This window comes from Chryseobacterium sp. RR2-3-20 (assembly GCF_017808115.1).
Classification (GTDB): domain Bacteria; phylum Bacteroidota; class Bacteroidia; order Flavobacteriales; family Weeksellaceae; genus Chryseobacterium; species Chryseobacterium oryzae.
Window position 1 is genome coordinate 19,670 of sequence record NZ_JADQBD010000031.1, and the last position, 13,031, is coordinate 32,700.

Here is a 13,031-nt window from a genome sequence, read left to right on the forward strand (position 1 = left end):
AATGGACGGATTAAAAAAAATATTAGGCATCGTATGGATCGCAGTAGCACTTGCAGTCGCGTATCTGGGAATCACAGTAATGGGAGTTCCGAAGCTCACTTCAGGAAAGCAGGAAGACCTTGTATTCGGGATTATCATCCTATTCGTATTGGTTCCGATTGTTTCCGGCGGAATGGCAATTTTCGGATATTATTCTTTAACCGGTGAATATTCTGACGACAAGTAAATTATATATAAAAGAGGATAATTGATGAATGATTTCGGTCTATTCATCAATTATCTTTTCTAAAATATCTGAAAATTATCATTCATAAAAAATGAAGAAACGTCACGAGCAAAAACTCATTATTCTAAGTATAGGATTATTAATATGTTTCGGTATACCCGTTTCATTGCTTTTTAATAGTGAAAAAGAAGTTTTTGGTTTTCCACGAATTCTAATCTATATTTTTTCTGTATGGATGATCTCTATTTTAATATCACTTTTCATAGTAAAAAAATATGATGAGTAGTTTCGCATTATTTATTGTTGTTTTAGTTTATCTGGCACTTTTGTTCTTAGTTGCCCATTTGGCAGAGAAGAAGAAGAGTAAATTCTGGATAAACAATCCGTATATTTATGCGCTATCACTCGCTGTATATTGTACCGCATGGACGTACTATGGAAGCATTGGAGTTGCAGCCACCAGCGGACTCAATTATTTACCGATTTATATTGGACCTGTAATTATTATCCCGGCGTGGATATACATCAACACAAGAATTGTAAGAATCTCCAGAGTTAACAAAATCAGTAGTTTAGCAGATTTTATTTCTTTACGGTATGGTAACAGCAGAAGCTTCAGTGCCATTATTACTCTGGTCTGTATTTTTGCTGTTATTCCTTATATCGGATTACAAATCAGAGCGATTTCAGAAACATTTCATCTCGTAACAGAAACCGCAATATCTAAAACCATCCTTAACGATAACGCCACTTTTGTTGTAATATTAATTGCTGTATTTTCTTCGTATTACGGAACAAAATACGTAGATGCATCAGAAAAACGATTAGGAATTATCTCCGCTATCGCATTAGAAAGCTTTCTTAAACTCTTCTTTATCATCATTTTAGGATTATTTGTTATTTATTTTGTGTTTGATGGGTTTTCGGATCTATATCAAAAGGCAAGTCAGTTTTCAGATTTTAAATCTAAAAATACATTTAACGGAATTGAAGGAGCAATGAACTGGATGGTTCTTTGCATGATTTCCGGGACGGCAATCTGCCTTTTACCAAGACAGTTTCATACGGCAATCGTAGAAAACAGACAGGAAAAACATATTAAAACAGCCATTTGGTTTCTACCGCTTTATTTACTGATTTTCACCATTTTCATCTTCCCGATTGCATGGGGCGGAAGACTTATTTTTGAAGGACAGAATGTAAATCCTGAATTCTATTCTATCCTGATTCCGCAGTATTTTAACAATACTTTAATTACCGTTTTGGTATTCTTGGGAGGGCTCAGTTCTTCCATTTCTATGATTATTATTTCGGCAATTACGCTATCTATTATGCTTTCTAATAATTTGATTATTCCTTACGGTTTATTAGGAAAATTTAAAGCAGAAAATGAAATACAAAACACCCGAAACATTACCAATATCCGTAAATTTTCCATATTTGGGCTAATTGTTTTGGCGTTTGCATTTTATAAATATTTTATTCTTAAAACGTCTTTAGATTCTGTCGGTTTTATATCATTTGTTATTATTGCACAGCTTGCACCTTCTTTCTTTGGCGCAATTTTTTGGCGTAGAGGAAGTTATCAAGGAGCAATTATAGGATTAATCGCAGGATTAATAATCTGCTATTTCGGATTGATTATTCCTCAATATTACTTTTCTTACAATTCTGAATTGAAAGGATTGCTGAGAGAAATGTACAATGCTTTTGAGTTTTTCGACATTTATTTCCTTACAAGAATTCCAGAAATATTCTTTTGGTCGATTTTAATAAACACTGCTCTATTTACCATAATTTCCGTTAGCATGAAAGGAAATTACCGCGAAAGAAATTTTGCAGAGCTCTATGTAGATATAGATAAATATATCCAAAATCACGAGGATGCTTACATTTGGCGAGGAAAAGCGTATGTTTCTGATATTCAAAACATTTTGGAACGTTTTTTAGGAAAGAAAAAAACCGAACAGGCAATGCGGATTTTTAATATCAAATACAATATAGATTCGCAAGCTGAAACAGCAGATTCCAGATTTATTAAGTTCTCTGAAAATCTTTTAACAGGAAGAATCGGAACCGCTTCTGCCAAAATTTTAATTGATGGCGTCACCAAAGAAGACAAAATTTCTCTGAAAGAAGTTCTGAATATTCTGGAAGAATCCAAAGAAAATATATCAATCAATAAAAAACTTACCGAAAAATCTGAACAGCTAAAGCAGCTTTCTAAAGATCTTACGGCTGCCAATGAGAATTTAATTATAAAAGACCGTCAAAAAGACGATTTTCTGGATTCTGTAGCTCACGAGCTCAGAACGCCTATTACAGCGATCCGTTCTGCGGGAGAAATTCTTGCAGATGATGATGATATTCCGTTAGAAATTAAAAAAGAATTTTTAAACAATATTATTACAGAATCTGACCGGTTAAGCGAAATCATCAACGATATTTTGTACCTGGATAAACTTCAGCATGGTGAAATTGCTTTAAATATTCAGGAAAATAATATTATTGAAACCTACAAAAAAGCACTTAACCCTATTGTGCATCTTATTCAGCAAAAATCTATTCACATCAGTGAGGTCGATTTATTAAACAACTACCTTTATGAATATGATGAAGCAAGAATGATTCAGCTCTTCCAGAATATTTTAGGTAATGCTTTAAAATTTACTGATGAACAAGGCATTATTCAGACAAAGTTTTCTGAAAAATACGATAGACTCATTATCAAAATGTTCAATACAGGAAAAAATATTCCCGAAGAAGATCTGGAAATGATTTTCGATAAATTTTATCAGTCTAAAAACCAAAATATCAGAAAACCTGTAGGAAGCGGTCTGGGATTGGCTATTTCCAAAAGAATAATTGAAGCTCACAAAGGAAGTATAAAAGCTGAAAACAGCGGTTTGGGAGTTACTTTTACAATCTCTTTACCAAAAAATGATGTTGAACGATAAAATAAAAAAGAAATGAAAAAGATATTAATTGCGGATGATGAACACAAAATTTTGATGTCTTTGGAATACAGTTTCAAAAAAATAGGATATGAAGTTTTCATTGCAAGAGACGGAACCGAAGTGTTAGAATTTTTAAAAACGATAAAACCTGATGTCATATTGTTAGATATTATGATGCCCAATCTTGATGGTTACAGCACTTTGGAAGAAATTAAAAAAAACAGCACATTAGAACATACGAAAGTTTTATTTCTGAGTGCCAAAAACAATCCCAAAGACATAGAAAAAGGGCTTGAAATGGGAGCCGACGCCTACGTTACCAAACCCTACTCTATTAAAAAACTAATTCAGCAAATTGAAGAACTGCTTAATACCTAAAACTTAAAGCATGAATACAGAAGATTTATTTCAAAAAAGCATAGACCATAAAGAGCAATTCTGGAAAGAACAGGCTCAGCAAATTTCTTGGTTCAAATTTCCGGAAACAATAATTTCTGAAGACGAAAACAATTATAATCAGTGGTTTACAGACGGAGAACTCAATATGTCTTACCTCTGCATAGACCAACACATAGAAGACGGTTTTGGAGATGATATTGCCATAATTTATGATTCTCCCGTAACTAATCAGAAAATAAAATATACTTTTCATCAATTAAAAGAAGAGGTTTCAAAATTAGCGGGAGGTTTGCAGTCTTTAGGTTTAAAAAAAGGAGATACCACTGTAATTTATATGCCCATGATTCCGCAGACGCTTTTTGCAATGCTGGCTTGTGCAAGAATTGGGGTCATTCATAATGTAGTTTTCGGAGGTTTTGCACCACAGGAACTCGTAGTAAGAATTGATGACTGCAAACCCAAAGCTCTAATCACTGCAACGGCGGGAATAGAAATCGCTAAAAGAATTCCTTATCTGCCACTGGTGGAAAAAGCCATTGAACTGGCACAGGATAAAGTGGAAAACATCATCGTTTTCAACAGAAAGTTGGTAGATAACCAACACGAAATGTTTGAAGGAATTATCGATTATCAGGAATTGGTACACAAATCTGAACCTGCAGATTATGTTTCTGTAACATCCGGCCATCCGCTTTACCTTTTGTACACCTCCGGAACCACGGGGAAACCAAAAGGAATTACAAGAGATACAGGAGGTTATGCCACTGCCCTTAAATTCTCTATGAAATACATTTACGGAATTGAGCCTGGCGAAACCTTTTGGGCAGCTTCAGATTTCGGATGGGCAGTTGGTCACAGCTACAGTGTTTACGGGCCTTTAATTAATAGAAATACCACCATTATTTTTGAAGGCAAACCCATTATGACTCCCGATGCAGGAACTTTCTGGAGAATTATTTCAGAATATAAAGTTGCTGCTATGTTTACAGCTCCAACTGCCATTCGTGCTATAAAAAAAGAAGATCCTGAAGGCGAATTGGTAAAAAAATATGATTTATCCAGCTTCAAAAAACAGTTTTTAGCAGGTGAAAGATGTGATGTTGCCACATTAGACTGGTTTGAAAAGTACATCGGAGTTCCCGCCATAGACCATTGGTGGCAGACAGAATCTGGCTCGCCAATGTTGGGTTTAATGACTTATAATGATGATTATCAGATAAAAAGAGCATCTGCAGGAAAGCCTGTTGGTGGATATGATATTAAAATATTTGACGAAAATGGTCTTGAGCTGGATGCCCATCATGAAGGTTATTTAGTTATTAAACTTCCGCTGCCTCCCGGTGCAATGCTGGGAATATGGAATGACTACGAACGTTTCAATAAAAGCTATTTGTCTCAATATAAAGGTTATTATTTCTCCGGTGATGGTGCCATAAAAGATGAAGACGGTTATATTTTTATCACAGGAAGAGTGGATGATGTTATTAATGTAGCAGGTCATCGACTTTCAACTTCCGAAATGGAGGAAATTGTCTCTTCACATCCCGATGTTGCCGAATGTGCCGTGGTGGGTATTGATGATGATTTAAAAGGACAGATTCCTTTTGCTTCGGTAGTTTTAAAGAATGGTTCTCTTATTTCCGAACAGCAAATTGAAACAGAAATTGTGAAGAAAGTTCGGGAGAAAATTGGTGCAGTAGCATGCCTGAAAAATGTGATGACTGTAAAAAGGCTACCCAAAACCCGTTCGGGAAAGATTTTAAGAAAACTGATCCGAACAATTATAGACGGTAAAGATTTTCAGGTTCCTTCAACCATTGATGATGAAAAGATTATTGAAGAAATAAAAGAAAAAATTAATGCATACAAAGCCCATAAATAGGCAATATGTTTTATTTTTGAAATAACAAACAGAAATAAAATTCAACTAAAAATAAATTAATAAAAAGAAAAAATATGAGAAATTACGTGATAGAAGATCTGCCACACTATTTTGAAGAATACAAAAAATCAATCAAAAACCCCAAAAAATTCTGGGACAAAGTTGCTGATCAGAATTTTGTATGGTACCAAAGATGGAGCAAAGTGGTAAAGTATGACATGAATGAAGCAAAAATCACATGGTTTAAAGATGCTAAATTAAATATCACCAAAAACTGTTTAGACAGACACCTTTCGGTAAGAGGAGAAAAAACAGCCATCATTTGGGAACCAAACGACCCGAAAGAAGAAGCACAGCATATTTCTTACAGCGAATTGTACGAAAGAGTTAATAAAACTGCCAATGTTCTCAAAGAAATGGGAATTGAAAAAGGCGACAGAGTATGTATTTACCTTCCAATGATTCCGGAATTGGCAATAACAATGTTAGCTTGTGCAAAATTAGGAGCAGTACATTCTGTAATTTTTGCAGGATTTTCTGCTTCGGCAGTAGTTTCCAGAGTTAATGACTGTGGTGCGAAACTTTTGATTACTTCAGACGGAAGCTATAGAGGAAGTAAAGTTTTAGATTTAAAATCAATTATTGATGAAGCATTAGAAAAATGCCCTACTGTTGAAAAAACACTTGTTGTGAAAAGAACCAACAATGAAGTGAAAATGAAAGAAGGTAGAGATTTCTGGATGAATGATCTTTATGAAAAAGCTTCTTCCGAATTCGTCACTATTATCATGGATGCAGAAGATCCTCTATTTATTCTTTATACTTCTGGCTCTACCGGAAAACCGAAAGGAATGCTTCATACCTGCGCCGGTTACATGGTATATTCTGCATATACGTTTAAAAACGTTTTCAACTATCAGGAAAACGATATTTACTGGTGTACCGCAGATATCGGCTGGATTACAGGACACTCTTACATACTTTACGGTCCATTATTAAACGGAGCAACCACGGTTATTTTCGAAGGAATACCTACTTATCCTGAACCAGACAGATTTTGGGAAGTTATTGAAAAACATAAAGTTACACAATTCTATACCGCTCCAACAGCAATCCGTTCTTTGGCTAAAGAAAGCTCGGAATGGGTAGATAAACATGATCTAAGTTCGCTAAGAGTTATCGGATCTGTAGGAGAACCTATTAACGATGAAGCTTGGCATTGGTTTAATGACCATGTAGGAAGAAAAAAATGCCCGATTGTAGATACGTGGTGGCAAACTGAAACTGGTGGAATCATGATTTCCCCAATTCCTTTTGTAACGCCCACTAAACCAACCTATGCAACACTTCCGTTACCGGGAATTCAGCCGGTGCTGATGGACGACAAACGCAACGAAATTACCGGAAATCAGGTAACAGGAAATCTCTGCATCCGTTTTCCTTGGCCGGGAATTGCAAGAACCATTTGGGGAGACCATCAAAGATATAAAGAAACTTATTTTTCGGCTTTTCCAGGGAAATATTTCACAGGTGACGGTGCTTTGAGAGACGAAGTGGGATATTACAGAATTACAGGTCGTGTAGATGATGTAGTAATTGTTTCAGGGCATAACTTAGGAACGGCTCCTATTGAAGACAGCATCAATGAGCATCCTGCGGTGGCAGAATCTGCTATTGTAGGCTTCCCACACGATATTAAAGGAAGTGCTCTGTATGGATTTGTGATCTTAAAAGAATCTGGGGCAGACAGAAAACATGAAAATCTGGTAAAAGAAATTAACCAGTTGATTTCTGACCAGATTGGCCCGATTGCTAAATTGGATAAAATTCAGTTTGTATCGGGGCTTCCGAAAACCCGCTCAGGAAAAATTATGCGTAGAATCTTAAGAAAAATTGCAGAAGGCGATTTCAGCAACTTCGGAGACACTTCTACCCTTTTAAATCCTGAAATTGTTGATGAAATTAAAAACGAAAGAATTCAATAATTTCTTTGTGAAACCAATCTATAAAACTCTGTGTTTCTGCACAGAGTTTTTTTATTTGAAAAAACATTAAATATCTTAAATTATAATAATTTTTTACCGAAATATTAAAATAATTCAAATTAAGATAAAAAAATTACAAACATTATAGAATTATTACTATCTTTATTCAACCAAAATCAATTATTATGCTGAATATAGTAGTCGGTGTATTTAATCATCAGAATAATTACAAAACGCTCGAACAGGAATTGGAAAATTCAGGAGTTGATAACAACGAGTATATTGTTTATTTGAATGAGGAACATCATAACTCTCCCTACTTGGTGAGTGTAGAAATAAAGAACGAGATAAGATATGAAAGCGTTAAGCAAATTTTCGATCAAAACCACGTTCTAAAAACTTATATATTTGAAAACATGAGCATCAGTCAGGCTTCGTACAGCGATATCAAAAAACTGATAGACGCACGTTCGAAAGCCGAAATTCACAACAGTCCCGATGTTAGAATAAAAGTTCAGCATGACGGAATAAACTCTGAAGTGAAAACCTAAAAAAACTAACCAAAATAAAAACTATTAACCGAAGTCCACAGTTTTCTGTGGATTTTTTTGTGTTTTTAATCTTGAAAAAATCCTTATTTTTTCGTACTTTCGTTTTAATAAAGCCTTTACACAGATGAGTTACGACCTGGAGCAAGAAAATAAAGAAATTTTAGCACGATATAAAGATCTGATTTCTAATACATACAGAACTTTGGATGAGGAAAACAACAAACTCATTCGTAAAGCTTTTGATATTGCACTCGATGCACACAAAGATCAAAGGAGAAAGTCTGGCGAACCATACATTTATCATCCTATTGCGGTTGCAAAAATAGTTGCAAAAGAAATTGGTCTGGGTGCTACTTCTATCGCCTGTGCTTTACTACACGATGTTATAGAAGATTCTGATTATACTTATGAAGATCTGAAAAAAATATTTGGTGAAAGAATTGCCGGTATCGTAAACGGACTTACGAAGATCTCGATAATGAATCATCAGAATATTTCTGTACAGTCTGAAAATTACAGAAAACTCTTGCTTACCCTTTCTGAAGATTTCAGGGTAATTCTCATTAAAATTGCAGACCGACTTCACAATATGAGAACTTTGGAGAGCATGGCTCCGGATAAGCAGAAAAAAATTGCTTCGGAAACCGTTTATATTTACGCTCCAATGGCTCACAGATTAGGTTTATACAATATTAAATCTGAGCTCGAAGATCTTTCTTTAAAATATAACAATCCTGATGTTTACAACGAAATTACTCAGAAACTTGAATTAGCCAAAGAAAACCGTGAGAGGTATATTGAAGAATTCAAAAAAGAAGTTTCTGAAAGATTAAAAGACGAAGGTCTTAATGTAAGCATAAAAGGCCGTGCAAAAGCAATTTCTTCTATTTACAGAAAAATGCTTAAACAAGGCGTTCCTTTTGAGGAAGTTTTCGATAATTATGCAATAAGAATCATTTATAAATCTGATGCCAAGAACGAAAAATTTCTTGCGTGGAAGATTTATTCCATAGTAACCGATGTTTATCACAGCAATCCTTCCAGAATGCGCGACTGGATTACGCAGCCACGTTCTACGGGATACGAAAGTTTACACCTTACGGTTTTAGGACCAGACAAAAAATGGATTGAAGTACAGATTCGTTCTGAAAGAATGGATGATATTGCCGAAAAAGGCGTTGCAGCACATTACAAATATAAAGAAGGATACAAACAAAGTCATGATGACCGAAATTTTGAAAAATGGGTTACCGAAATACGTGAGGTTCTGGAACAACAGCAAAACCTTACCACTACTGAACTTTTAGACAATATTAAACTCAATCTTTATTCTAAAGAAGTTTTTGTTTTTACTCCAAAAGGTGAAATTAAAATTTTACCAACCAATGCAACCGCTCTCGACTTCGCATTTTCAGTTCATACCGATTTGGGAATGAAATGTTTAGGTGCAAAAATCAATGGGAAATTAGTTCCTATTTCGTATGTTTTGCAAAATGGAGATCAGGTAGATATTCTGTCTTCTCAAAATCAAAAACCTAAATTCGACTGGCTAGATTTTGTAGTTACCTCTAAAGCAAAATCTAAAATAAAAAGTTTTCTCAATTCCCAGAAAAACACTTTTGTGGAGGAAGGAAAAGAAATTTTACAAAGAAAACTTCGTCATGCAAAGATTAATTTCAATGATGAGGAAATCAACAAACTACAAAAGTTTTTCAATCTTAAAAGTTCTCAGGAACTATTCCTCAAATTCCAAACTAATGAACTGGATGCAAGCAGTTTAAGAAAATATATTGAGAGCAAAAATGTATTCAACAACCTGCTTTCACGATTCAAAAGGACCTCCAACAAAAATCCTAATTTCGAAGATCCTAAAGAACAGAATCTTAACATGATTGTCTTCGGAAAGGATGAAGAGAAACTCAATTATACCTATGCAAAATGTTGTACGGTAATTCCTGGTGATAAAATTTTCGGATTTATAACTATTTCAGAAGGAATTAAGGTGCATAATGATAACTGTCCGAATGCCATCAACCTAAGAGCCCAATATGATTACAGAGTAATTCCTGCAAAATGGGTGAATGAAGAAAGCTTCAAAAACCGTATAAAAATTGAGATTGAAGGATTAGACAGAATGGGTATGATTAATGATATCACTACCGTTATTAGTGGAGCCATGGGAATGGATATGAAAAGCATGTCTATTGAATCTAATGACGGAATTTTCACCGGAACCATCAATCTAGAAGTAAAACATAAAGGTCAGCTTGAAGAAACTTTTAAGAAACTGAAAGCAATAGACGGAATTTCAAGAATAAGAAGACTTTAAAATCTTATTATCGTTCAGACTAATTAATTTTTTAAGAATTGAGTTTAATCGTTTGTAAATAGTCTATTTACAAACTTTTGTCATGCACTCCATTCTCAATATTATTAACTATCGCGGCAGACTCTTCAGATTGATTAATTTCTTTCTCTTTAATCTCGTCTAAAAGGAGCTTTTCAATTCTTATTTTTCTCAATGCTAAATTGAGTTCGTTCCCGAAAAGAAGTAGGTAAACGTTTACATTTATCCAGATCATTAACAGAATCATACTTCCTATTGACCCGTATAAAACGTTGTAACGTGCGATATTTGCCACATAAATGGTAAAAAGATAAGTGGTAAGTATAAATAAAATAGTTGTAAGAATTGCTCCCGGAACAGCCTGTCTGAATCTGGCAATTTTTACGGTTCCTAACCAATAAAACAAGCTGAGAAGCAAAAAGAAAAAGATTGGGAAAGATACAAAACCAATCAGTTTAGATAGATTGTTTACAAACCAAGAGAGATCATACGCCGGATGAAACTGCTTGAGCACCACTTCTGTATAGTAAACTCCAAATAAACATAAAAAAACCACACTTACAAACCCAATAGTAATAAAAAATGAAAGGATAAACTCTTTTACGTCGGGTAATTTTTCTTCAGAATTTTCATTAAAACCGCTAATGAGAGAAAATGTGCCGTTGGTAGCAAATACGAGTGCCAATAAAATCGTTAAATTACTGATATCCTTCATATTCGGGACAATATTATTCTGAATATATCCTCTTACATCACCTTCAATATTAGAAGGGAAAATATTGCTCATGAGAACATCGAAAATATAAAACTGAAGCTTATCGTAATGAGGTAAATTGGGTAAAACCGACAATAAAAACAGCAAAAAAGGAAAAAGACTTAAAGTAAAACTCCATGAAATGGCCGCAGCTTTCCTCCCAATTCTACCTTTAAAAACCCCCGCAAAATAGATCTGAAATAACTGCCATAACGAAATCCCAAGCACAGGAATATGCAAATCATCAAGAAACTCTTGAATTTTGAGTAGAAATTTAGGAATTTTTAATGCCATAAACTATATTTGTGTTTGGCAAATATAAGAAATGCGAATCAGTTTAGTTTGTATCGGTAAAACAGATGATAAAGAAATCACAAGTTTAATAAAGTATTACCTCACCCGTCTTCCTAAGCACTGGAATTTTGAAATCATCGAAATTCCCGACATTAAGAATGCAAAAAATCTTACGCCGGAACTTTTGAAAAAAGAAGAAGCAAAATTGTTCTTAAGTCAAACAGACAAAAATGACCTTATAATTCTTCTGGACGAAAAAGGAAAACAGTTCACCAGCAGAGAATTCTCACAAAAGATAGATTCTTGGATGGGTTCTTCAGTAAAAAAAATACATATTTTTATTGGTGGAGCGTATGGTTTTTCAGATGAAATTTATGACAGAGCCAACGAAAAAATGTCATTATCTAAAATGACATTTACGCACCAGATGATTCGCCTGTTTATTGTAGAACAATTGTATCGAGCAGACCAGATTTTGCAGGGAAAACCATACCATAACGATTAACTATTCTCTATAACTTTAACCCGATTTGTCTTTTTGCCTCCCCCACAACAAATGCAACCGAATTGGCGATATTAAAACTTCTAATTAAATTCGACATTGGAATTGTTAAATGGTTTTCAAAACGATCTAAAATATCTTTGCTTAAACCTTTGCTCTCTTTCCCGAAAACAAGCCAGTCGCCATCCTGAAAATGAGTTTCGAGATAAGATTTATCAGCATGGGAACTGAATAAAAACACTCTTGAAAAATCGGGTACAGCTCTCATCCATTCATCTACATTTTGATATTCTGTAACGTCGAGATGAACCCAATAATCGAGTCCGGAGCGTTTTAAATTTTTATCGTCAATTAAAAATCCTAACGGATGAATGAGATGAAGTCTGCTTTCTGTTCCAACACACAATCTGCCGATATTCCCTGTATTATTAGGAATTTCTGGTTCTACAAGAACAATATTTAACATGAAAAATTCAAAAAAATTAAAAATAAATAGATGATTGATTATTTTTTAGCACATTTTGCTTCATAATCTGCTAAGAGTGTTTTCTCATAGCCTGTTGCAATAGCTTTATCTAAATTGCTGCAGGCTTCTTTATCTTTTCCAGAATCAAATAAAATGGCTGCTTTTGTAACATAAGATTGAGAAAATTTAGGATCAATAGAAATAGCTTTGTTAATGTCTGTAAGGGCTTCCTTAGACTTTTTCATTTTCAGATAAACATCGGCTCTACCATTATAAAGTAGAGATTCCGGCTTTTCTGCAAGAAGCTGATTGTAGTCTTTCAGAGCACCTTCAAGATCTCCACTGTTCTTTTTGAGATTTGCCAATCCAGTTCTTGCAAAAATATTATCTGGTGCAAATGTGAGAATATTTTTGAGGTCTTCCATCGCCAAATCTTTTTTACCAGAACTGTTATAAATTTTGGAGCGGGTAAGATACAAATCAGCATTTTCAGGTTCCAGTCTAATGGCTGTATTGATGTATTCTAATGCTTTTGCACGATTTCCTTTTTGGTTATGAAGCGATGCCAAATTAGGTTTATTAGTCAAAAATAGTTGGTAAAATTCTTTGTACTACTGATTGTTACTGATGATATAGAAAGTTTATTGAACTTTGTTTCAATAAACTTT

General features: G+C 34.3%; 11 protein-coding genes. 8 read left to right on the plus strand and 3 right to left on the minus strand.

Features of this window, described 5'->3' with window-relative positions:
- Position 1 precedes the first annotated feature (1 nt).
- From IV513_RS08770 to IV513_RS08800, 7 genes are all read left to right on the plus strand, one after another.
- Positions 2-226 (plus strand): DUF6814 family protein, encoded by a 225-nt coding sequence (locus tag IV513_RS08770; protein ID WP_209390200.1) that lies wholly within the window; start codon positions 2-4, stop codon positions 224-226.
- Between the two features lie 278 nt (positions 227-504).
- The gene (locus IV513_RS08775) at positions 505-3,183 is read left to right on the plus strand and encodes an ATP-binding protein (RefSeq protein ID WP_209390211.1); all 2,679 of its coding nucleotides are present in this window, start codon (positions 505-507) and stop codon (positions 3,181-3,183) included.
- 12 nt (positions 3,184-3,195) lie between these two features.
- Positions 3,196-3,561 carry a response regulator transcription factor gene (locus IV513_RS08780; protein ID WP_209390201.1) on the plus strand — a complete coding sequence of 122 codons (366 nt, stop codon included), beginning with the start codon at positions 3,196-3,198 and terminating at the stop codon, positions 3,559-3,561.
- Positions 3,562-3,571: 10 nt separating this feature from the next.
- A complete protein-coding gene (locus IV513_RS08785) occupies positions 3,572-5,464 on the plus strand; it encodes an AMP-binding protein (protein ID WP_209390202.1) in 1,893 nt (630 codons plus the stop codon).
- 74 nt (positions 5,465-5,538) lie between these two features.
- Entirely contained in the window at positions 5,539-7,449 is a 1,911-nt protein-coding gene (acs, locus tag IV513_RS08790; protein ID WP_209390203.1) for an acetate--CoA ligase, read from the plus strand.
- Positions 7,450-7,634: 185 nt separating this feature from the next.
- Positions 7,635-8,000 carry a hypothetical protein gene (locus IV513_RS08795; protein ID WP_209390204.1) on the plus strand — a complete coding sequence of 122 codons (366 nt, stop codon included), beginning with the start codon at positions 7,635-7,637 and terminating at the stop codon, positions 7,998-8,000.
- Between the two features lie 124 nt (positions 8,001-8,124).
- Positions 8,125-10,329 carry a bifunctional (p)ppGpp synthetase/guanosine-3',5'-bis(diphosphate) 3'-pyrophosphohydrolase gene (locus tag IV513_RS08800; RefSeq protein WP_209390205.1) on the plus strand — a complete coding sequence of 735 codons (2,205 nt, stop codon included), beginning with the start codon at positions 8,125-8,127 and terminating at the stop codon, positions 10,327-10,329.
- Between the two features lie 67 nt (positions 10,330-10,396).
- Here IV513_RS08800 and IV513_RS08805 read toward each other — a convergent pair whose 3' ends face one another.
- Positions 10,397-11,395 (minus strand): YihY/virulence factor BrkB family protein, encoded by a 999-nt coding sequence (locus IV513_RS08805; protein ID WP_209390206.1) that lies wholly within the window; start codon positions 11,393-11,395, stop codon positions 10,397-10,399.
- 31 nt (positions 11,396-11,426) lie between these two features.
- On the opposite strand from IV513_RS08805, the gene IV513_RS08810 reads away from it, so the two are divergent.
- The gene (locus IV513_RS08810) at positions 11,427-11,900 is read left to right on the plus strand and encodes a 23S rRNA (pseudouridine(1915)-N(3))-methyltransferase RlmH (RefSeq protein ID WP_209390207.1); all 474 of its coding nucleotides are present in this window, start codon (positions 11,427-11,429) and stop codon (positions 11,898-11,900) included.
- 7 nt (positions 11,901-11,907) lie between these two features.
- Here IV513_RS08810 and IV513_RS08815 read toward each other — a convergent pair whose 3' ends face one another.
- Entirely contained in the window at positions 11,908-12,363 is a 456-nt protein-coding gene (locus tag IV513_RS08815; RefSeq protein ID WP_209390208.1) for a tRNA (cytidine(34)-2'-O)-methyltransferase, read from the minus strand.
- A 38-nt stretch (positions 12,364-12,401) separates the two neighbouring features.
- Positions 12,402-12,950: a tetratricopeptide repeat protein gene (locus IV513_RS08820; protein ID WP_209390209.1), complete on the minus strand. Its 549-nt coding sequence runs from the start codon at positions 12,948-12,950 to the stop codon at positions 12,402-12,404.
- Between the last annotated feature and the right edge of the window lie 81 nt (positions 12,951-13,031).